Here is a 22,209-nt window from a genome sequence, read left to right as displayed (position 1 = left end):
CTAAGCAAATTCTCCTAATTTTTAGCTGATTTTTAATTTTTTGTAAACTACATAGCTGAGTAGTTACCCTTGTTTTTGTATTATATTTCATCTTTTCTAATAATATCTTTTCTATAATCAAATATATTTAAAATATTTGTTAGTTCAGCATTAATAGCAGGAACATGATATGTTGAACCAGCAATAGCATCTAAATGTGCATTGGTTTTATCTTTTCCAATTAGTTTAATTTTTACATCATTACTATTTAATACTTTATGTTTATTTCTAGCCTCTGGAATGGAGTAATCAATAATCTTTCCATCTAGTGAAATGATAACAATAAAAGGTTCGTGTCTATCATAAACTTTTAAATGAGTTAAACAAGCATAGGCACATATCTTATTATCTTTTATAAGTGGATAGAAGTTATAATATCCTAAAATACCATACTCTTTAACTTTTCCAAAAGAGTCAAAGTTGAAGTTAGTTTTTTTAATTTCCTCTTTAAAATCCTCTATTTTAAATCTAGATGTAGGACTTTCTTTTACTCTATAACTATATGAGTTTGAGGCAAAAAGTAATAATAAACTTGATAATATAATAAATTTATTTAGTTTATTCATAATAGCTCCTATTATTAGAATTTATATTCTGCACTTACATAATAAGTTCTCTCAGGTGATGGGAAATAAGCTAAATTTGAACCACTTAAATAAATATAATCACAATATTTTTTATCAAATATATTTTTTATTCCACCAGAAAGAGTTAAGCCATTTTCAAAATTATATCTTACAGATACATCTGTTTTTGCATAGCTAGGAGTTTTTTCAGCTTTATTATAGAAGTCTCTTGAAGGAACAGCTTTTCCAACAAATCTAGTATCAAGATTTAAATCTAGACTTTCAACAGGAGTATAAGTGAAACCAATATTTCCTATAAAATTACTTACACCAGGAATTTCACTTCCTTTATATTTTCCAGAAGTAATTTCATGATCTATATATGTTAAACTTTCTCTTAAAGTTAATTTATCAAAATATTGTTCTGAAGCTAATTCAATTCCTTTTCTTTTTGTTTCACCTTCAATATTATAGTATGAACCATCATTTTTATCTCTATCAGGGTCATATACAATTTCACTTTTTCCTTTAACAAAATAAACAGCTCCTGATAAATAAATATTGTCAAAGATTGATTTTAGTCCAGCTTCATAAGTTGTAGTAGTTTGTGATTGAGGATCTCCACTGACAGTTTCATTCCATCTTGAATACTCCCCTATACTTGGAGCTCTTGAAGTTCTATTAAAACTTACATACATAGAAGTAGTATCATTTAATAAATAGTTAATAGCAAAGTCATAACTTTTATCATTGCTAGAATTTTTTGTATTAACTGTTTTTGATGTAGATACAGTTGTATTATCTTCATCAAATTCACTTTTTTCTAATCTAAATCCTTGAGTAAATATAAAATCATTATATGTAAATTTATTCATAATATATCCAGCATATAGACTATAATCTGCTTTAGAAAAACTTTTTAATTTTGTATATTGTGTATTAGAATCAAATGATTTTTCTTTTACCTCAGCAACAGAATAATCTCCTCCTAAAGTAATATAGCTATCAGGATAATATACATATTTAAATTGAGTATTTGTATACCATTGTTTTGTATCTTTTGGAGCACTTACTCTATCTTGAAAACCAGATTTTGCAGTGTTTTTTATAGGTCTATACTCTCTTTCTTTATATTCAGTATTAAATAACATAGAAAAATTTTCAGTAAGATTTTTATTAAAAGTTAAAATATATTTATCTTCAATATTTTTATTGTAATTTTTAGGATTACTATTGTATTTTCTATCAGCTTCCATTTGTTTTTTATTTAGACTTCCACCCCAGTTACTTTTTCTTTCGTTACGAATATATTTTAATCCTATATTTCCTTCATTTAATTTGTAGTTTGTAGTAATTTCAGCATATTCTGAATCTCTAAATTCACCCTTTCTATATCCATCTTTATCAGTATTAATATATTGTCCTTCAAGAGATAGTTTGTCATTAATATTAGTTCCATAATTTAATTTATATTTTCTTTCGTTGAAAGAACCTATAGTTAATCCAGCATTTCCCCAATATTTTTTATTTTGAGCTTCTTTAGTTATAATATTAACAACTCCAGCAGTGGCATTTCCTCCATACATAATAGCCCCACCAGCAGGTAAAACTTCAATTTTTTCTATTTGTTCTATAGGAATAAAATCTAGATCATAGTCTCTATTATCCAAACCATTTTGAGGAATTCCATTGACTAAAACCATTATATTATTTTTTCCAGCTAAAGGCATTTGTCCTCTCATAGAAATTGAACCATTAAAAGAATCAAACATAATACCAGGTACACTAACAAGTGCTTCTTCAACATTTTGATAACCTCTTTTTTCAATTTCTTCACTTGAAATAACAGTAATATTTTTAGCAGTTTCAATTACTGGAGTTTCATATCTATCTGATGTGATAGTTGATTCATTAAGTCTTACTCCATAATCTTTTTCTTTTGTTGTTTCTTCTGCAAATAAACTTGAACTAATAATTAAAGCTAAAATTCCAATTTTTTTATACATTTTCCCTCCAAATTTTTTATATTTAGGAGCAATAAAAAAACAGCAAATAGAGTTTCTACTTACTGTTAATCAAACAAAATAAAAAAATATATGAAATATCTTATATTTTACGATTTGGTAAGTCTTCTGACTTGGTTTCACTCTACTCTCACGCCTTCCCAGTTTCCCAGTGACATTCTTGTGATTTCGTCCACCTTACAGCAGTTTTAACTGTGGGAGATTTTCACTCCTCTTCCTCTATTAAGCTCTTATAAGCACCTAAATATATTATTTTCTACGTTGTATTCTATCACTTTTACAACAGAAAGTCAAAGAAAGAAAATGTAATTATATAAAATAATATATCTTTAATTCAAATTAAATGTTTTTATTTCAACTTAAAAATAAAAGAACTCCCATATTAATAGAAGTTCTTTTATATCTAAGAAATTTTAATTAAGAGTTAGTTCCTTTTACTATATCCACCTTTGAAATAGCTCCAAAATCTGCTATAGTTTTTTCAAAAGCTGTATTAATACCATCAATATATTTTTTTAAATATTCTTCTCCACTGTTGATACAATCAATGGATAGTTTGAAAACAGCATTTTTATCTTTAAAAAAATAAAGGTTTACTGTATCCATCACAGTAAAAATTTCTACCTCTTCCACTTTACAAGGGATATTGTAACTACTAGCAATTTCTTTAACTTTATTAATTAGTAGTGTAGGTATAACTGAGTGTGTAGGTTCATAATTTACTTTCATCTGTATCACTCCTCATTATTTTTTATATAAAACAGTAAGACTGTTTTTAACTAACTATTAATTATTTAATATTTAATTATTTAACGTTAAATCTAAAATCTTTATAAAAATACATTTTTATATTGTGCCCTTGGTATATAATAGGAGCAAACTCCCACTGTTTAAGAGCTTTTTCAACCTCTTTCCTAAATCCATATGATGTGAAGTTGTCTAAGAAGATAACTTCCTCAACCTTTCCATTAAGTCCCACTAAAAATTTAGTTTTAATAACTACCTCTTTGGTAAAGTTAGCCTTTTTTGCCATGATAGGATATTGAGGTTCAACCTCTCTTTTTATCTGATAACCTATTCCCTGTCCACCTCTTTGATCTCCAATATATGTACCAGTTCCATCTTTAACTAAACCAGCTAGAGGATTATAAGTGGCAGTATTAGTATTAGCTGAAGTTTCCTTTTCAACTTCTTCTACCTCTCTAGGTTTTTCAATAGGCTTAGGCACAGCTTTTTTAATTTTCTTTTTAACTATCTTTTTTTCTGGTTTTTTAATCTCTTTTTTTTCAATTTTCTTTTCTTCAACTTTTTTTATCTCTTGTACAGGCTCTCTATTAAAAGATTGAATTGGAGCAGGGGCAGGAGCTGGTATATCATTTTTCTTATCAGTTAGATACACAACTACATTTTTACTGTCCATTTTTATCTCTTTTATAGGAGCTTTATAGAAGATAAACAGCAATAACAAGTGGCAGAGAAAAGAAAAAATATAAAATTTCATTATCTCACCTACTTTATGCTATTTATTTCAATTTTTTCAATACCTATATTTTTTAATTTACCCATAGTTTCAATGACAATTTGATATTTTAAGTCTTTATCAGCACTAACAATAAGTGTCTGCTCTTGACGTCCATTCATAAGATCTTTTAACATAATTTCAAATCTGTCATCTGGAATTTCAATAGAGTTATCTCCATTTTTAAAGAAGAATTTTCCCTCTCTATCAATAACTAATTCCACTCCCTCTTCTAAACTATCAATCTGCTCTACAGATGATTTTGGAAGATTCATATCAAATTTTGTATATTGACTAAATGTTGTTACTAACATAAAAAATATCAAAAGCTGAAAGACTACGTCAATTAAAGGAGTCATATCAGGATTGATAATATTTTTTCCTCTTCTAAACTCTCTCATAAAATCTTACCTCTTTCCTGAATCTTTAATATTAATTAAAGCAGTTGAAGTTTTTTCTATTTCAAGCATAATTTTATCAACTTTTCTATTAAATGTGTTATAAGCAATAATTGCAGGGATTGCAATAAGTAGCCCAGCTGCTGTAGTTATAAGAGCCTCAGAGATTCCGTTAGCTACAACATTAGGATCTCCAGCTCCTTGAAGAGCAATAGCTTTAAATGATTTTATCATTCCAAGAACTGTTCCTAATAAACCTGCCATAGGTGAGATATACGAAACAATTCCAAGTATAGATAATCTTCTCTCCAGATTTTCAATTTGCTCTAGAGCTTTTTCTTTCATAAGTTTCTCTTTACTTTCATATAGATCATTTTCGTTTTTATATGCTAATAATATACTTTTTACAGTTCTTGAAACAGAATTATTTGTTTTATTGCAAAGCTCAATAGCTTTGTCTTCTTTTCCCTCTCTAACAAGATCTACAATTTCACTTTTAAACTCCTTTGTAATTCCTTGTTCATTTCTTAAAAAATAAGCTGTTCTTTCTAAAATAGTCCCCAAACCAGCTATTGATAAAATAGCTAGTAGCCACATCATACTTCCACCTTCAATAAAATAATTAAACATTTTTCCTCCTAAGTATTAAATTTCAAAATAAAAACTGATAAAAATAACTAAAAAAGCCCCCTAGTTATCTTTATCAGTAAGTTCAAAAGATAGTTTTATATTATTATCAGATAAGTCTCCTGACTTGGTTTCACTCTACTTCCAACCTTCCCAGAAAAAAATCCAGTGGTATTTAGGTTTCGTCCACCTTACAGTAGCGGGGGCTGTGCAGGATTTTCACCTGCTTCCTTTTTATGCATAAGCATCTGATTAATTATTTATAATTCCTTTTAATTTAAAGTATGGAATATTGTTTTCAATCTCCATAACTGAATCCACTCTATAAACATCTTTGATAAGTTGTGGATTTAACATTTCCATAGGTTTTCCCTCTTTGAATTTCTTTCCATTTTTCAAAACAATTATCTTATCACTATATTGAGCAGCTTGATTGATATCGTGCAACACCATAATAATAGTGATTCCTAATTCTCTATTTAACATTTTTACTAATTCCATAATCTCAAATTGGTGACATATATCTAAATATGTAGTAGGCTCATCTAAAAGTAGTATCTCTGTTTTTTGGGCTAACACCATAGATATCCATACTTTTTGTCTCTCTCCACCAGAAAGGCTCATAACCTTTCTCTCTCTAAATTTTTCAAGATGACAAATTTTAATAGCCCACTCTACAATGTTTCTATCCTCTTCATTATAGATCTCATACCATTTTTTATGAGGGATACGTCCATACATAATAAAATCATAAACTGTTATATCCTCTGGAATCTCATTGTTTTGAGAAACAAAAGCTAATTTTTTAGCAAAATCCTTGTTCTTTATATCTTGAATTTTACTATTTTCAAGGTAAATTTCACCTTTTTTACAGTTTAAAACCCTTGCAATAGCTTTAAGAAGTGTGGATTTTCCACAACCATTAGTACCTATAATCGAAACTACTTCCCCTTTGTTTATGGAAAAATCAATCTCATCAATTACTATTTTTTCATCATAAGCTAATTGGATATTTTGCCCTTTTAAAATCTCCATATTAGTCACCTACCTTTCTAAGTAGGTATAGGAAGAATGGAACACCAATTACAGCCATAACTATACCTGCTGGAATCTCTATTGGTGAGAACAGAGTTCTTGAAAGAGTATCAGCTATAACTAAAACAATAGCTCCCATAGTAGCAGCAAAAGGTATTAAGTATGTGTGATCAGATCCAATTATTAATCTGGCAATATGTGGAACAATCAATCCAACAAAGCCTATTAAACCTACATTCGCAACAGATATTCCTGTAAGAAAACAAGCAAAAGCACAAAGTTTTAATCTTTTTTTAGGAATATCAATACCTAAGTTAATAGCAAAGTTATCTCCTAATTGAAGAATATTGGCATCTCTAATTAAAGTTAGACAAGCTATTAATCCAAAAATTGTATAAGGGAAAAGTCCAATAACATGTCTCCAGTTTTTACCATTTAAACTTCCATTTAACCAAGATAAAACCCCTTGAATTTCATCACTAAATAGAATAAACATAAGTCCAGTAATACTTCCTAAGATAGCGTTGATAGCTACTCCAGAAAGAATAACTCTAATAGGTTTTAACCCTTTTTTCCAAGCTAGAGTAAACACAATAGCACAAGCTATTGCTCCACCTATGAAAGCTGAAAAATTCATAAAGAATATAGTTTTAGGAAAGAGTATCATAACAATTAGAGCAGTTACACTTGCTCCAGAAGAAACCCCTGTTAGCCCCGGATCAGCAAGTGGATTTTTCATTACTGCCTGAAGTAAGACACCTGCTAGAGATAGGTTGCAACCTACCATAACAGCTATTAAAATCCGAGGTATTCTTATATCCCAAAGAATGGCTTTCAATATTTCATCATCATAATTTTTAACAAAGATTCCTTTAAAAATCTCACTAGTAGAGTAATTTACACTACCAAATCTTACAGAGAAAATTACAGAAAACCATAATAAAATAAATGTAAATAATATCAGAAATATTTTTTTTCTCTGTTTATCATTATTCATAAACATATCTATATAGTTCCTCCAATGCATCTATGGAATTGACACCAGCACTCATTCTAAAAAGAGTAGGGTCTATATCAAGTATTTTTTTATTTTTATATGCTTTTGTAAGTTTCCATATTGGATTGGCATTAAAAATTTCTTCAAAGCTTTCTCCATTCTTAGTTTGACTTGTAGGCAATCTTAAAATTACATCTGGATTAGCTTTTATAAGTTGTTCCATACTAAAAGGAACAGATTTTTTTAGTAATGCACTATTATCAATAGAAGTAACAATATTTTCACAGTTAATTTTATCCATTAACCCCTGTAAAAAATGGTTTTTTCCAGTCATAAAGAAACTTTCACCATTTCCATAGATAATAGCAATTTTTTTAGGTTCTTTACCTTTTAATTTTTCATTTAAAATATTTTCTCTATTTTTAATATCCTTTAAAATAGCATCTGCCTTTTCCTCTTTATGAAAAGCCTTTCCAAGAATATCAATAGCTTCCATAGATTCATCATAAGTATCTACTTTTAGATAGAAACTAGGGATATTTAGATTATCATACTTTGGTTTTAAAGCTGGTTTAGAATATAGGGTAGAAACTACTAAATCCGTTTTTAAAGATTTTACTATTTCTAAATCAGGCATTCCAGATCTTCCAATTCTTTGAACTCCATTATATTTTTCTGGAATTTTAGTAGTAGAACTAGGAACTCCTACCAATTCAATATCTAGAGCAGCTAAAAATCTTGAGATAATAGCAGAATCAGTTACAATTTTTTTAGGAAAATATGAAAGTTCTAATTTTTCATCATTTTGCTCAATTGTAAAATTTTCTTTTGCCATTAAACTTTGAGTCAAGATTAGACTTAATATTACCAATAAAATAACTTTTATTTTTTTTATCATTGTTAACTCCTTGTTTTAATAAAAAAACCAGCACTTATAACAGAAAGATGCTGGTTAGATAAACTTATCTATAACACCATGACTTTCTTCGGAAGTCCATAGAGCAGTATATTTTGAGCAGGTCTTCTGACTTACAGCTCTAGCACTATTTTCACCTTCTCAGATAAACCAATGGCATTGAAAATAATTTGCTGATTTACAGCGGCCGGACCGTTTGAGATTTTCACTCAATTCCCTTTTAATATTTGTCAAACTCAAAATATTTTATATGGTACACTTTGTTACGATAATTCTATTACTTAATTTTGCCTTTGTCAATAAAATTATAGTTAAAAAATAAAATTATTATAACTCTTGACAATTAAAAAAAAACATAGTATATTCATATTGAACAGAATAATTGAATTTAAGGTTCTAATCTTTAGATTAAAAGGGAAGAGAGGTAAAAGCCTACACGGTCCCGCCACTGTGATGCAGACGAGAAATACAAACCACTGAGCTTTTGGGAAGGGTATTTTAAGAATGAAGCTAAGTCAGGAGACCTGCCTTGAACAAGTATTATGTAATATCATTGCGAGGACAAGAGATATTAACTTTAATGTCGTAATTAAAAGTTATATCTCCTGCACCAAAGGGGATTTTTTTATTTCCCTGAAAGAAGGAGGAGAAAATTATGGGAAAAATGAGAAAACTTTTAGTAGGAGCTCTATTAGTAGCAGCAGGAACTGTGGCTATGGCTCACTCAGATGGAGGATATGTGGACAACGATTTCTTTAAAGGAATGCAAAAAGGGGACAAAGCAGCAGTATTAATGGTACACTTTGGTACTACTTATGATGATGCTAGAGCATTAAGCATTGATGCTATTAACAACAAAGCTAAAAAAGAATTTAAAGGTGTAGATGTAAAAGAAGCATTTACTTCAAGAATTGTAATGAGAAGATTAAAAGAAAGAGGAATTGAAAAATTAAATCCATCAGAAGTTATCAATCAATTAAAAGCAGATGGATATACTCATCTTCTAGTTCAAGGAACTCACATTATGAATGGAGTAGAGTCTACAAACCTTGCTGAAGAATTAAAAAATTATGAAAAAGATTTCAAAGATATCAGAATAGGAAATCCTTTATTAACAGATCATGAAGATTATGAAGCTGTGGCAAAAGCTTTATCAGATAGAATTGGACCATTAAAAGAAGGACAAGGAGTTGTTCTTGTAGGACATGGAACTCACCACTTTGGTGGATCAGCTTATGCTATGATGGATTATGTTCTTACTGATGCAGGATTAAATACTTATGCAGTAGGTACAGTAGAAGGATATCCAGCATTTGACAATGTAGTTAAAAAATTAAAAGCTAATGGAGTAAAAGATGTAATTCTAGTTCCATTTATGTTTGTTGCTGGAGACCATGCAAATAATGACATAGCTGAAGATTGGAACAAAGACCTTCAAAAAGAAGGATTTACAGTATCTAAAGTTATATTAGAAGGATTAGGACAAAATCCAGCAATCCAAAATCTTTATATAAAGCATGCAGAATTTGCATCTCATCACAAACCTGAAGATATGCAAGCTAAAAAAGTTCAATATTCTAACGAAAAAGATTAGTTTATAGTTTAATAAAAAATTCTCTAAAAAATCTAAAAATATTTAAATTTTCAAAAATCTCTGTGTATTAAAATAAAGGAGAGAGAACTCATACCAGACCCATGAGTTCTCTCTTTTATTTTGTCAAACATTATAGTATACTAAATTATAAGGGAGTGTGATAATGATGAGAGGATATATTCAAGTTTATACAGGAAATGGAAAGGGGAAAACAACAGCAGCTTTAGGACTTGCAGTTAGAGCTCTAGGAAATGGATTTAGTGTCTATATTGGACAATTTATGAAGGGACAAGAGTATCATGAACTTAAAACTTTTCAGAAATTAGATAATATAGATGTAGAGATGTATGGAACAGACACTTGTCTTATCTCTAGAGAGCATGTACAACAATGTGATATAGACCATGCAAAGGCAGGAGTAGAAAGAGTAAAAGAGATTTTTAAAAGTAAAAAATATCAAGTTGTAATTTTAGATGAAATATGTGTAGCTAACTTTTTTGGCTTGGTAAGTGAAGAAGAAATTTTAGATCTGATGGAAAATAAGCCTGAAGATGTAGAATTAGTTTTAACAGGAAGATATGCTCCACAAAGTGTAATAGATAAAGCTGACTTAGTAACAGAAATGAAGGAAATAAAACATTATTATAGTAAGGGGGTTATGTCTAGAGATGGAATCGAAAGATAGAGAGATTTTAAAATATATAATGAATAGAAAATCTGTACGTGTTTATGAAGATAGGGAAGTGCCTGAAGAGATAAAAGAGAAATTATATTCAGCAATATTTCAAGCTCCAACAGCAGGAAATATGATGATGTATTCAATAATTGAAGTTGAAGATCAAAAGTTAAAGGATAAATTAGTAAAAACTTGTGATAATCAAGCTATGATAGGAAAAGCTCCTCTTGTACTACTTTTCTTGGCAGATTTTCAACGTTGGATGGATTATGTTAAATTTTCAGGAGCAGAGGAATTTAATAGAGAACACAATTTAGAAGAGTATATTCCAGGTGAAGGGGATATGATGTTGGCTATAAATGATGCTCTTATAGCAGCTCAAACAGGAGTTTTAGCAGCTGAAGAATTGGGATTAGGAAGTTGTTATATTGGAGATATAATGGAAAATTTTGAAATTCATAGAGAGATGTTTAATCTACCTAAATATGCAATTCCAATAACAATGTTATGTATAGGTTATCCAACTGAACAACAAAAAAATAGAAGAATGGTAAGAAGATATTTTACTAAAGATATGATTGTTCATAAAAATTCATATAGAAAAGTTACAGATGAAGAGTTTGAAAATATGGATATAGAGATAGCTGAAAAAGATAAAACAGTTTTCCTTCCTGGTTGCCACAATGAAGGATTACATATGTATAAAAGAAAGATTATTTCAGATTTTATGAAAGAGATGAATCGTTCTGTAAAAGAGATGATTAACTCTTGGAGTAAATAAAAATTATATTTTTAATAAAACAAAAAGGCTGTGGGGTTTCCACAGCACTTTTATTTTACAGGTTAATATTCTCTTTTAAATCTGATATCTCTTCATTTGTCATAATTCCTGCTATAAGAGAAAAATAATCAGGTAATCTTGTTTCGGTTGCCCATTTTAGTTCAAAATTAAGCAATTTACTAGAGATACCACCTACATCAAATCCAAGTGATTCTAAAGAGTATCTCATCAAATCAGGATGTAAACATTTTAAATTACTTTCTTTAGAACAAACTTCACAAAGCTTACAACCACCAGCAGAAAGAGAGGTTGAATTAGGATATAGTTTTTCTAAATTTAATATCTCATTCATTATCTTATTTTTCATAAAATGTAAAGTATCATTAGTATAATTTGAAATTTTTTCTTTAGTATTAATAGAAGAAAGTGTATCCTCATCAAAAACTATTTTTACTCCAACGATATAGATATATTTGTATCTATCTATATACTCTTCTATTGAAAAATCGTATGGTGGGCATGACCAAACTTTTCCATAATTTCTACATTGTTTGCAGAAACCTTCAAATTTTTCTATGTCCCAAAAACTTTTTTTTAACTCTTCTATTGTTGATGGTTTTATATATATTTCAGTATGATACAATTTTTGTCCTCCTTAAAATAGTTTATAACCAAAGATTAAAGAAAGTTGTTTCAATTTGTCTGAACCTCTGTTATCACTATCAACTTTAGTTTGTGAGTATAGAAGTTCCACTTGGAATGGATCAGTTTCAATACCAAAACCACCAGCAATATATGCTTTTCCATCAGGGGAAGAACCATTTACATCTTCATCAGTTCTTAAAACAGATCCCCCTTTTAAAACTATATATGGTTCAAAAAATATAGGAAGAAGATTTAATCTAGCAAGTAAGTATACAGGAACAGTTGAAATTTCAGAATCACCAACTTTACCATTATAAGCTATACCAGCACCAAAATCTCCAACTATAAATCCTTGAGTTAATTCGAAACCAAAAGTAGGAGCATAATCTTCAAAAGTTCCACTTTCATGGTTATAAGAGTTTGTTAATGTAGTTGCACCAAGTCTTAAATGTCCCTCAAGAGCTAAAGCATTTACTGAAAAAGCAAGAAAAATAATACATAATAATTTTTTCATAGTAAACCTCCCAATTAAGTTAATCATTATAGTAAAATTATAACTCAAAATGAAAAAAATAGAAAGTTAAAAAATAAAAAAGGATATTTGACAAAGTATAAATATAAGTGTATATTAAAATTAGATAAATATTTTACGGGAGCTGAAAAGCTGAGAGGAAATTTATTTCGACCGTCAGACCTGATTGGATAATGCCAGCATAGGAAAAATCTTCTTGAGTTGTCTTTCGGCAGCTTTTTTTATTGCTTTCAAATGGAGGAAGGTAAATGAAAAAAATTATATTATCACTGATGTTTGTTATTTCAGCAGTTATTTTTGGTGAAGAGATTGTAGTTTATGGACCAAGCTCTTATAAATGGATAGGAAAATCTTTTGCACCAATATTTAAAGAAAAAACAGGAGTAGATATTAAATATGTTTCAATTGATGGATTAGTGTCAAGATTGAAATTAGAAGGAAAAAATCCAAAGGCAGATATAGTAGTTGGATTTACATCTTTAAACACAGAAATTGCTAAAAGAGAGAATTTAATAGTTCCTTATATTCCTAAAAATATAAAAAATATCTATTCAGAAAAACTTGTAATGGATAAAGAGGGATATGTAACACCATTTGACTATGGAATGTTAGCAATAAACTATGATACTACAAAAATTGAAAATGTACCTAAAACTTTAGCTGATTTAGGAAAGATAAATAAAAAACTTTTAGTTGAAAATCCATCGACTTCAGCAACTGGAGAAGAGGCATTACTATGGAGTATCGCTCTTTATGGAGAAAATTGGAAAGAGTTTTGGAAAACTTTAAAACCATCTATATATAATGTAGAGCCTGGATGGAGTGAAGCTTTTGCTAAATTAACAACTGGGGAAGCTCCTATGATGATAGGTTATGCTACAAGTAATCTTTTCTTTGTTGCTGATGAGGAGCAAAAGAAATTTGATAGCTTCTTATTAGATGATGGAACTTTTATGTATTTAGAAGGGGTTTCACTTGTTAATAAGAAAGAGATAAAAGATGGAGCGAAATTATTTATGGAATATGTATTAAGTGATGAGTTCCAAGATTTAGTACCAGCTAAAAACTATATGTTCCCAGTTACAAAGGGAGAAATGCCAGAGGGATTTGAAGTAGTTCCTACTACTGATAAAACTGTAAAACTATCTAAAGAGCAAGTTGAAGATCTTGTAAATAATCTAGATAAATATAAAAAAGAACTTGTGGATATTTTGAAAAAATAATTGAATTTTTATCTTGAATTTTTTTATAAAATATGATAACATAATCAGGATATAGAAAGATGTTAGGAGGTAAGAATTAATGAAGATATTTAATCAAAAGTTAGATATACTTACTTATAGCTCTTATTTCTTTTATTTTTCTAATTTTCAAAATTTTTTCAATTGTAATTTAAAGGAATGTAAGCCATAATTTTTATGGTTTCATTCCTTTTTTTATAAATTTTAATTTTAGGAGGATAGTTTTATGAAAGATTTTATAGGAATAAAAGATATGACTAAAGAGGAGATTTTAGAAGTATTAGATTTAGCAGAAGAGCTTTCTAAAAATCCTCAACCAGAGTTAATAGACAAGAAAATAGCAGCAACTCTTTTCTTTGAACCATCAACTAGAACAAGACTTTCATTTACATCAGCAGCTATGAGAATAGGTGGAAAAGTACTAGGATTTGATTCACCAGGAGCAACTTCTGTAACTAAAGGTGAATCATTAAGAGATACAGTAAAAATGGTAGAAGCTTATTCAGATGTAATTGTAATGAGACATAATATTGAAGGTGGACCAAAATTCGCTGCTGAAATATCTAAAAATCCAGTAATCAATGCTGGAGATGGAGCAAATGAGCATCCAAGTCAAACTCTATTAGATCTATTTACAATAAGACAAGAGATAGGAAAGATAGAAGGAGTAAAAATCGCTTTTGTTGGGGATTTGAAATATGGAAGAACAGTTCATTCACTAACTAAAGCTTTAGAAATGTTCAATGGAGAGTTTTACTTTGTAGCTCCAGATCTAATTCAAATTCCAGAATATATTACAAAAGAACTAGATGAAAAGGGAATGAAATATCATCTTTGTTCAGAATATGAGCCAATTTTAAAAGAGATAGATGTATTATATATGACAAGAATTCAAAAGGAAAGATTTGAAAATCTTGATGACTATGAAAAAGTAAAAGGAGTTTATAATATTTCAAAGGATACAATAGTAGGAAAATGTCAAGATCATATGATAGTACTTCATCCACTTCCAAGAGTTGATGAGATAGATGTTGACTTAGATGATACAAAACATGCACTTTACTTTAAACAAGCAGCTAATGGAGTTCCAGTAAGACAAGCTATGTATGCTTTAGCTTTAGGAGCAAAGGAATCAAAGGCTGTTACTAAAGAGGAAGAAAATGTAGTGGAAAATGAAAAATCAGTTTGTTCAAACCCTAAATGTGTAACAAACTCTGAAATAACAAGAAATAAAGTAATAGTTAAAGAATATGGAAAATTCTGCTATTACTGTGGAAAAGAGATAAAATAATTTTATATATAAAACACTAGGAGGAAAAATGTTTTTAGAAGATTGTTTAATTTTAGAAAATAAACATATTGCAGGACAAAATTATTTAATGAGATTGAAATCAGAAAAAGCTGTAGAGGCTTCAAAAGCTGGACAATTTTTCATGTTAAAATGTGAAAATAGAATATATACATTAAGAAGACCTATAAGCTTACACTATGCAGATAAAGAGAAAAAAGAGTTAGAGTTCTACTATGAAGTAAAAGGTGGAGGAACAAAAGAGTTTGCTCAAATGAAAGCTGGGGAAACAATAAATATTCAAGGACCTTTAGGACATGGATTCTCTACTGATATGGAAGGGAAAGAACTTATGGTAGTTGGTGGAGGAATGGGAATGGCTCCAATGAAACTATTAATAGAAGTTCTAAAGAAAAATAACAAAGTTACTTTTATAGCTGGAGGAAGAAATGCTGAAGCAGTAGAGATTCTTTCAAACTTCAATTTAGATGGTGTAGAATTACATGTAACAACTGATGATGGAAGTGCTGGAACAAAGGGAAATGTTATAGTTAAAATGGAAGAGTTAATGCAAAACAAAAAATTTGATATGGTGTTCACTTGTGGACCTCATAAGATGATGGAAGCTGTTGCAAAAACTTCAGATAAATACAATACAGAGTGTGAAGTTTCACTAGAGGAAAGAATGGCATGTGGAGTAAAAGCTTGTGTAGGATGCTCAATTAAAACTAAAGTTGGAATGAAAAAAGTATGTCATGATGGACCAGTATTTAAAGCTGAAACAATAGTTGATTTAGATCCAGTTGAAAAAACAGAAACTTGTTGTGGTAATTAATTAGAGGATTTTGGAGGAAGAAGATGAATAGATTACAAACTAAATTTTTAGGAGTAGATTTTAAAAATCCAATAGTTACATCTTCAGGGTGCTTTGGATTTGGACTTGAGTATAGAGATTACTTTGATCCTAACATATTAGGAGGAATTGGAATAAAGGGATTAACATTAGAAGCTAGAGATGGAAACTATGGGACAAGAATAGCTGAAACTCCAGCAGGAATGTTAAACTGTGTAGGATTAGAAAACCCAGGAATAGAATATTTTGAAAGCCATATTTTACCAGAGATGAAAGCTGCTGGAATAACAACAAATATAATAGCTAACATCAATGGAAAAACAGTTGAAGAATATGTAGAGATAGCAAAAAGAGCTGACAAGATAAAAGAGATAGCTGTGCTTGAATTAAATATCTCTTGTCCAAATGTAAAAGATGGAGGAATGGCATTTGGAGCTAATCCAGAAGTTGCTGCAAGAGTTACAAGAGAAGTAAGAAAAGTTACTACAAAACCTTTAGTAGTAAAACTTTCTCCAAATGTAACAGATATAGCTGGAATAGCAAAAATAGTTGAAGAAAATGGAGCAGATGCAGTATCACTTATCAACACACTTTTAGGAATGGTAATAGATCTTAAAACTAAAAAACCTCTTTTAGGAAATACTTTTGGAGGATTCTCTGGACCAGCTGTAAAACCAGTTGCAGTAAGAATGGTATATCAAGTGTATAAAGCAGTAAATATTCCTATTATTGGAATGGGAGGAATCTCAAGTGTTGAAGATGCTCTTGAATTTATAATGGCAGGAGCTTCAATGGTGTCACTAGGAACAGGAATTTTTTCAAATCCAATGTTGCCAGTAGAAGTAGCAGAAGGATTACAAAAATATTGTGAAGAAAATGGAATTGAAAATATTAGTGAACTAGTAGGAATAGCACATAGATAATAATATAGAAAATTTAGGAGGAAAGAGTAATGATAAATGCAAAAGATAGAATGATAATCGCTTTAGATTTTCCTACAATGGAAGCAGCAAAAGAGTTAGTAGAAAAAATTGGAGATGGAGCTACTTTCTATAAAGTTGGACTAGAACTTTTCCTTAACTCAAAAGGGGAAATGATTGAATATTTAAGAAGTAAAGGTAAAAAAATATTCCTTGATTTAAAATTCCACGATATTCCAAATACAACAGCAATGGCATCAGTTTTTGCTGCTAAACAAGATGTATTTATGTTTAACGTACATGCTAGTGGTGGAAGAAAAATGATGTCTAAAGTGGTTGAAGAAGTTAAAAAAGTAAATCCAAATAACGTAGTAATCGGAGTTACTGTACTTACAAGTTTATCAGCAGCAGATGTAGAAGAAACATTTAAATCTACATTATCACTATCAGATTTAGCTTTAAACTGGGCAAAATTAGGAAAAGAAGCTGGACTTGATGGAGTAGTATGTTCTCCTTGGGAAGCAAAATTAATAAAAGAAGCTTGTGGAGCTAACTTTAAAACTGTATGTCCAGGTGTAAGACCAAGATGGTCAGCAACAAATGACCAAGAAAGAATAATGACTCCAAAAGATGCTATAATGAATGGATGTGACTTCTTAGTAGTAGGAAGACCTATAACTAAAAATGAAGATCCTGCAAATGCAGCTAAATTAGTAGCTCAAGAAATTGAAGAAGGAATGAAAGAGGCAGGATTATGCTAGTTAAAAATTGTAAACTAGTAGTAGAGAATAATCAAGAGATTATAAGAGATATTCTTATAGAAGATGGAGTTATTACAAAAATAGATGAAAATATTCAAGTGGATGGACATGAGATAGTTGATGCACAATCTAACTATGTTCTTCCTGGAATAATAGATGTTCACACACATATGAGAGATCCTGGACTTACTCATAAAGAGGACTTTACAAGTGGAAGTAAGGCATGTGCAAGAGGTGGAGTAACTACTTTTATAGATATGCCAAATACTATTCCTGTAACAGTTACAGAGAAAGCTTTAATGGATAAGAAAGATATGATGGTTGGAAGATCATATGTGGATTATGGATTCCATTTTGGTGGAAGCAAAAAAGATAATAGTGAAGAGATAAAGAAAGTTTTAGATAAAGTAGCCTCAACAAAAATTTTCTTAAATATGTCAACTGGAGATATGCTTATAGAAAATGAAAAAGTTGTTGAAAATATCTTTAGAGAATCAAAAATAATCTCTGTTCATGCTGAAGAGGGAATGGTAGAAAGAGCTATTGAATTTTGTAAAAAATATGATAAAGAGCTTTATCTATGCCATCTTTCTAAAGCTAGTGAGATTGAACTTTTAAAACAAGCAAAAGCTGAAGGAGTAAAGGTTTTTGGAGAGGTAACACCACACCATCTATTCTTAAATGTTGATGATGTAAATGCCACTGAGAGAAGTAAAATGCTTTTAAGAATGAAGCCTGAATTAAAAGAGAAATCAGATAATGAAGCTCTATGGAAAGCATTAGCAGATGGAACATTAGATAGTATAGGAACAGATCATGCTCCTCATTTAATAGAAGAGAAACTTGCTAAATTAACATATGGAGTTCCAAGTGTAGAAAACTCATTGGAAATGATGTTAAATGGAGTAAAGGAAAATAAAATAACTTTTGAAAGATTGATAGAAGTTATGTGTAAAAATCCAGCTAAAATCTTTAAAATAAAAAATAAAGGGGATATAGCAGTTGGATATGATGGAGACTTAGTTATTGTTGATATAAATGATAACTCTCCAATAAAAGATGATAAGGTTATAACAAAAGCTAATTGGACACCTTTTGAAAATTGTAACAGAGGTGGAAGAGTGCTTACAACTATCCTAAGAGGAGAGATAGTATATAATAAAGGTAATTTTAATGGAATACACGGGAGGGAAGTAAAATATTATGAGTAGAGAGAAAGATATTGCAAAATCACTATTAGGAACAGGAGCAGTTAGATTAAACGTAAAAGAACCATTTACATTTGTATCAGGAATTAAAAGTCCAATATACTGTGACAATAGAAAAATGATAGGATACCCAGCAGAAAGAAAAGTTGTTGTAGATGCTTTTGTTAAAAAACTTTCTGAAAAAGAATTTGATGTAGTAGCAGGAACTGCAACAGCAGGAATCCCTTGGGCTGCATTTATAGCTGCTGAAATGAACAAACCTATGAGTTACATTAGAGGAGAAAAGAAAGATCACGGAGCTGGAAGACAAATTGAAGGAGCAGACTTTGCTGGGAAAAGAGTAATCGTTATAGAAGATCTTATTTCAACTGGAGGAAGCTCTATAAAAGCTGTTGAAGCTGCTAGAAATGAAGGAGCTGCATCTGTAGAAGTAGTTTCTATATTCTCTTATGAATTTGATAAAGCATTTAAAAACTTTGCAGCAAATAACATTCCTTGGGAATCTCTATCTAACTTCACTGCATTAATCGAACTTGCAAGAGAAGAAAAATATCTTACTGAAGAGGAAGCTGAAATAGCATCATCTTGGAATAAAAATACAGATACTTGGGGAAGATAAAATTTTTTAAATTTTATTGACAAAAGTTATTTTTTAATATATCATATCAATATATTAAAAGGGAGTAGTTAAAAATTATAGTATCAACATCACGAAGCCACGGGCTATCTGGTACTATATACCTGAATGGTAACAAGACTTTTGATATAGAGTTTTTATAATCTCTATATCAGAAGTCTTTTTTTATCTAAAATTAAAAGAAAAGTAAAAACATTTAGAATAATAAATATTATACATAATAGGAGGATTTTATGAAAAATTATTTTGCTATGACAAAAGAGGAGGTACTGAGTAAGTTAAACAGCAAGGAAACTGGATTGACAACTGGTGAAGTAGAGATAGCTATTGAAAAATATGGTTATAACCAGTTAAATGAAGAGAAAAAATTGAGTACAATGCAAGTTTTTATCTCTCAATTTAAAGATTTTCTAGTAATTATACTGATTATTGCATCAATTATCTCTATTATCTCTGGAAATGTGGAAAGTGCTGTTGTAATTTTAGTTGTTATAATTATCAATGCAATATTAGGAACAGTTCAACATTTAAAAGCTGAAGAGTCTATTAGTAGTTTAAAAAATCTATCTGCTCCTAAATCTAAAGTTTTAAGAGATGGAGAAAAGGTAGAGGTTTTATCTAAATACTTAGTCCCTGGAGATATTGTTTTTGTTGAAGCAGGAGATGTTGTTCCAGCAGATGGAAGAGTTATAGAAAGTTTCTCACTTCTTATTAATGAAAGCTCACTAACTGGAGAATCAGAAGGAGTAGAAAAAATAAGTTCAGTGATAGATAAAGATGAATTAGCTCTTGGAGATCAAAAGAACATGGTGTTCTCAGGGAGCTTAGTTAGTTATGGTAGAGGAGTTATTTTAGTAACTACTACTGGAATGAAAACAGAACTTGGAAAGATAGCAAGTTTATTAGAGGCAACAAAAGAGAAACAAACACCATTACAAGTTTCATTAGATAACTTTGGTAAAAAATTATCAATAGGAATTATTATACTATGTATCCTTGTATTTGGAATAAATATTCTTCATGGAGTAAAACTTCTTGATTCACTTATGTTTGCAGTTGCATTGGCTGTTGCTGCTATTCCTGAAGCTCTAAGTTCAATAGTTACAATAGTTTTAGCTATCGGAACTCAAAAATTATCAAAGGAAAATGCAATTATTAAAAATTTAAAATCAGTTGAATCATTAGGTTGTGTATCAGTAATATGTTCAGACAAAACAGGAACACTTACACAAAATAAGATGACTGTAAAAAAAGTTTATATCAATAATGAAGTATTTAATGAAAAAGATTTAAATGCTAGTGGAATGGGAGAAAGTTTATTAATAAAAGAAGCTATTTTATGTAATGATGCAACTAGTGAAATAGGAGATCCGACAGAGATAGCTCTAGTAAATCTTTCAGAAATCCACTATAATCAATCTGGAAAAGAGTTAAAAAATAGATATCCACGTATTTCAGAGATTCCATTTGATTCAGATAGAAAACTTATGAGTACAGTGCATAATATAGATGGAAAAATAATGATGTTTACTAAAGGAGCTTTAGACTCTGTTTTACCAAAAGCTAAAAAAATATTAGTTAATGGAGAGGTAAGAGATATAACTTCTGAAGATATTAAAAATATTGAAAAAGTTAATATGGAGTTTGCTCAAACTGGATTGAGAGTTTTAACTTTTGCTTATCAAGTATTAGAAAGTGAAAAAGAGATAACAAGAGAAGATGAAGATAACTTTATCTTTATTGGTTTAACAGCTATGATAGATCCACCAAGAGAGGAATCTAAAGAAGCAGTAGCAAAATGTTTAACTGCTGGAATTAAACCAGTTATGATAACAGGAGACCACAAAATAACAGCTACAGCAATAGCTAAAGAGATTGGAATTTATAAAGATGGAGACAATGTAATGGAAGGTGTAGATGTTGAAAAACTTTCTGATGATGAATTATTAGAAAAAGTTGCTTCTACTTCTGTATATGCAAGAGTATCTCCAGAACATAAGATAAGAATAGTAACTGCTTGGCAAAGATTAGGTAAGATCTGTGCAATGACAGGAGATGGAGTAAATGATGCTCCAGCTTTAAAAAGAGCAGATATAGGAATTGCAATGGGAATTACAGGAACAGAGGTATCAAAAGATGCTGCATCTATGATACTTACAGATGATAACTTCTCAACAATAGTAAAAGCTGTAACAACTGGTAGAAATATTTATGCTAATATTAAAAACTCAATAAGATTTTTACTATCAGGAAATACAGCTGGAATCTTAGCAGTATTATACTCTTCATTAGTAGGACTTCCAGTAATATTTGCACCAGTGCATCTATTATTTATTAACCTATTAACAGATAGTTTACCAGCAATAGCAATAGGAATGGAGCCATCACATGGAGATGTTCTTACAGAGAAACCTCGTAATCCTAAAGAACCTATTTTAACTAAAGAACTTTCAGGAAAAATTTTAATTGAAGGAATTTTAATAGCACTATTTGTTATGATAGGATTCTATATTGGATATAAAGATAATAATGCATTAAAAGCAAGTACAATAGCATTTAGTGTTTTATGTCTAGCAAGATTATTCCATGGATTTAATTGTAGAGGTGGAGCATCAGTATTTGGACTTGGAATATTTTCAAATAAATTCTCTATAATAGCTTTTGTTATAGGATTTGTTCTATTAAATATAATATTATTAGTACCTGCATTCCATACTATTTTCCAAGTAGTTCCTTTAACAACAAATGAACTATTTACAATATATGGACTTGCATTTGTTCCAACACTAATAATACAAATATCTAAATTTATAAAATATAGAAGATAATTAAATAATCTAAAAAATATGGAGAGGTAGAATTTTATCTATCTCTCTATTTTTTTTGAAAAAAGTTTTTGAAAAATTTTTAAAATAAAATTGATTTAATTATTTAAATGTGCTATATTCTAAA

Annotated in this window: 22 protein-coding genes and 5 riboswitches; of the genes, 11 read left to right on the top strand and 11 right to left on the bottom strand. The window is 29.7% G+C overall.

Annotated elements, in window-relative coordinates; genetic code table 11:
- Positions 1 to 80 precede the first annotated feature (80 nt).
- The 9 genes from I6E31_06560 to I6E31_06520 all read right to left on the bottom strand — a co-directional run bounded on the left by I6E31_06560 (position 81) and on the right by I6E31_06520 (position 8,100).
- Positions 81 to 605 (bottom strand): hypothetical protein, encoded by a 525-nt coding sequence (locus I6E31_06560; protein ID MCF2639635.1) that lies wholly within the window; start codon positions 603 to 605, stop codon positions 81 to 83.
- Positions 606 to 619: 14 nt separating this feature from the next.
- Positions 620 to 2,611, bottom strand: a complete 1,992-nt coding sequence (locus tag I6E31_06555) for a TonB-dependent receptor (protein MCF2639634.1) — start codon at positions 2,609 to 2,611, stop codon at positions 620 to 622.
- A 98-nt stretch (positions 2,612 to 2,709) separates the two neighbouring features.
- Positions 2,710 to 2,888, bottom strand: a riboswitch (cobalamin riboswitch).
- Positions 2,889 to 3,046: 158 nt separating this feature from the next.
- Positions 3,047 to 3,358, bottom strand: coding sequence for a hypothetical protein (locus tag I6E31_06550; GenBank protein MCF2639633.1), 312 nt, complete (start codon positions 3,356 to 3,358; stop codon positions 3,047 to 3,049).
- A gap of 76 nt (positions 3,359 to 3,434) precedes the next feature.
- Positions 3,435 to 4,130: an energy transducer TonB gene (locus I6E31_06545; protein MCF2639632.1), complete on the bottom strand. Its 696-nt coding sequence runs from the start codon at positions 4,128 to 4,130 to the stop codon at positions 3,435 to 3,437.
- An 8-nt stretch (positions 4,131 to 4,138) separates the two neighbouring features.
- Complete coding sequence (locus tag I6E31_06540) at positions 4,139 to 4,549, bottom strand: biopolymer transporter ExbD (GenBank protein ID MCF2639631.1); 411 nt, start codon at positions 4,547 to 4,549, stop codon at positions 4,139 to 4,141.
- A 6-nt stretch (positions 4,550 to 4,555) separates the two neighbouring features.
- Entirely contained in the window at positions 4,556 to 5,176 is a 621-nt protein-coding gene (locus tag I6E31_06535) for a MotA/TolQ/ExbB proton channel family protein (protein ID MCF2639630.1), read from the bottom strand.
- 91 nt (positions 5,177 to 5,267) lie between these two features.
- Positions 5,268 to 5,440: riboswitch (cobalamin riboswitch) on the bottom strand.
- On the bottom strand, positions 5,426 to 6,208 hold the full coding sequence (locus I6E31_06530) for an ABC transporter ATP-binding protein (protein MCF2639629.1): 783 nt from the start codon (positions 6,206 to 6,208) through the stop codon (positions 5,426 to 5,428). It overlaps the preceding riboswitch by 15 nt.
- A 1-nt stretch (position 6,209) precedes the next feature.
- On the bottom strand, positions 6,210 to 7,211 hold the full coding sequence (locus tag I6E31_06525) for an iron ABC transporter permease (protein MCF2639628.1): 1,002 nt from the start codon (positions 7,209 to 7,211) through the stop codon (positions 6,210 to 6,212).
- Positions 7,198 to 8,100, bottom strand: coding sequence for an ABC transporter substrate-binding protein (locus I6E31_06520; GenBank protein MCF2639627.1), 903 nt, complete (start codon positions 8,098 to 8,100; stop codon positions 7,198 to 7,200). The genes I6E31_06525 and I6E31_06520 overlap by 14 nt, the downstream gene beginning before the upstream one ends.
- Positions 8,101 to 8,201: 101 nt before the next feature.
- Positions 8,202 to 8,376: riboswitch (cobalamin riboswitch) on the bottom strand.
- Between the two features lie 119 nt (positions 8,377 to 8,495).
- Positions 8,496 to 8,668: riboswitch (cobalamin riboswitch) on the top strand.
- A 108-nt stretch (positions 8,669 to 8,776) separates the two neighbouring features.
- On the opposite strand from I6E31_06520, the gene I6E31_06515 reads away from it, so the two are divergent.
- The 3 genes from I6E31_06515 (at position 8,777) to I6E31_06505 (ending at position 11,172) form a co-directional block, all read left to right on the top strand.
- Positions 8,777 to 9,715, top strand: coding sequence for a sirohydrochlorin cobaltochelatase (locus tag I6E31_06515; protein ID MCF2639626.1), 939 nt, complete (start codon positions 8,777 to 8,779; stop codon positions 9,713 to 9,715).
- Between the two features lie 166 nt (positions 9,716 to 9,881).
- Positions 9,882 to 10,400 carry a cob(I)yrinic acid a,c-diamide adenosyltransferase gene (locus I6E31_06510; protein MCF2639625.1) on the top strand — a complete coding sequence of 173 codons (519 nt, stop codon included), beginning with the start codon at positions 9,882 to 9,884 and terminating at the stop codon, positions 10,398 to 10,400.
- Complete coding sequence (locus I6E31_06505; GenBank protein MCF2639624.1) at positions 10,384 to 11,172, top strand: nitroreductase family protein; 789 nt, start codon at positions 10,384 to 10,386, stop codon at positions 11,170 to 11,172. Before I6E31_06510 ends, I6E31_06505 begins: the two co-directional genes overlap by 17 nt.
- Positions 11,173 to 11,227: 55 nt before the next feature.
- Here the strand turns inward: I6E31_06505 and I6E31_06500 are convergent, their stop codons facing one another.
- Both I6E31_06500 and I6E31_06495 read right to left on the bottom strand, forming a co-directional pair.
- Positions 11,228 to 11,815, bottom strand: a complete 588-nt coding sequence (locus I6E31_06500) for a DUF2284 domain-containing protein (protein ID MCF2639623.1) — start codon at positions 11,813 to 11,815, stop codon at positions 11,228 to 11,230.
- Between the two features lie 12 nt (positions 11,816 to 11,827).
- Positions 11,828 to 12,331, bottom strand: a complete 504-nt coding sequence (locus I6E31_06495; GenBank protein ID MCF2639622.1) for a hypothetical protein — start codon at positions 12,329 to 12,331, stop codon at positions 11,828 to 11,830.
- A gap of 125 nt (positions 12,332 to 12,456) precedes the next feature.
- Positions 12,457 to 12,554, top strand: a riboswitch (TPP riboswitch).
- Between the two features lie 43 nt (positions 12,555 to 12,597).
- On the opposite strand from I6E31_06495, the gene I6E31_06490 reads away from it, so the two are divergent.
- The 8 genes from I6E31_06490 to I6E31_06455 all read left to right on the top strand — a co-directional run bounded on the left by I6E31_06490 (position 12,598) and on the right by I6E31_06455 (position 22,085).
- Complete coding sequence (locus tag I6E31_06490; GenBank protein MCF2639621.1) at positions 12,598 to 13,572, top strand: thiamine ABC transporter substrate-binding protein; 975 nt, start codon at positions 12,598 to 12,600, stop codon at positions 13,570 to 13,572.
- Positions 13,573 to 13,816: 244 nt separating this feature from the next.
- Positions 13,817 to 14,881, top strand: coding sequence for an aspartate carbamoyltransferase (gene pyrB / locus I6E31_06485; protein ID MCF2639620.1), 1,065 nt, complete (start codon positions 13,817 to 13,819; stop codon positions 14,879 to 14,881).
- 28 nt (positions 14,882 to 14,909) lie between these two features.
- The gene (locus I6E31_06480) at positions 14,910 to 15,713 is read left to right on the top strand and encodes a dihydroorotate dehydrogenase electron transfer subunit (GenBank protein MCF2639619.1); all 804 of its coding nucleotides are present in this window, start codon (positions 14,910 to 14,912) and stop codon (positions 15,711 to 15,713) included.
- A gap of 23 nt (positions 15,714 to 15,736) precedes the next feature.
- Positions 15,737 to 16,654 (top strand): dihydroorotate dehydrogenase, encoded by a 918-nt coding sequence (locus tag I6E31_06475; GenBank protein MCF2639618.1) that lies wholly within the window; start codon positions 15,737 to 15,739, stop codon positions 16,652 to 16,654.
- 32 nt (positions 16,655 to 16,686) lie between these two features.
- Positions 16,687 to 17,412 carry an orotidine-5'-phosphate decarboxylase gene (pyrF, locus tag I6E31_06470; GenBank protein ID MCF2639617.1) on the top strand — a complete coding sequence of 242 codons (726 nt, stop codon included), beginning with the start codon at positions 16,687 to 16,689 and terminating at the stop codon, positions 17,410 to 17,412.
- Positions 17,406 to 18,623 (top strand): amidohydrolase family protein, encoded by a 1,218-nt coding sequence (locus I6E31_06465; protein ID MCF2639616.1) that lies wholly within the window; start codon positions 17,406 to 17,408, stop codon positions 18,621 to 18,623. Before pyrF ends, I6E31_06465 begins: the two co-directional genes overlap by 7 nt.
- On the top strand, positions 18,616 to 19,239 hold the full coding sequence (locus tag I6E31_06460; protein MCF2639615.1) for an orotate phosphoribosyltransferase: 624 nt from the start codon (positions 18,616 to 18,618) through the stop codon (positions 19,237 to 19,239). Before I6E31_06465 ends, I6E31_06460 begins: the two co-directional genes overlap by 8 nt.
- Positions 19,240 to 19,490: 251 nt before the next feature.
- On the top strand, positions 19,491 to 22,085 hold the full coding sequence (locus tag I6E31_06455) for a cation-translocating P-type ATPase (protein ID MCF2639614.1): 2,595 nt from the start codon (positions 19,491 to 19,493) through the stop codon (positions 22,083 to 22,085).
- The last annotated feature ends 124 nt before the right edge of the window (positions 22,086 to 22,209 follow it).

Origin of the sequence: Fusobacterium varium (assembly GCA_021531615.1) — a bacterium.
In the GTDB taxonomy this organism is placed as follows: domain Bacteria; phylum Fusobacteriota; class Fusobacteriia; order Fusobacteriales; family Fusobacteriaceae; genus Fusobacterium_A; species Fusobacterium_A varium_C.
The sequence above is the reverse complement of the archived record's forward strand: the minus strand, read 5'-3'. Positions and strand labels throughout refer to the sequence as shown.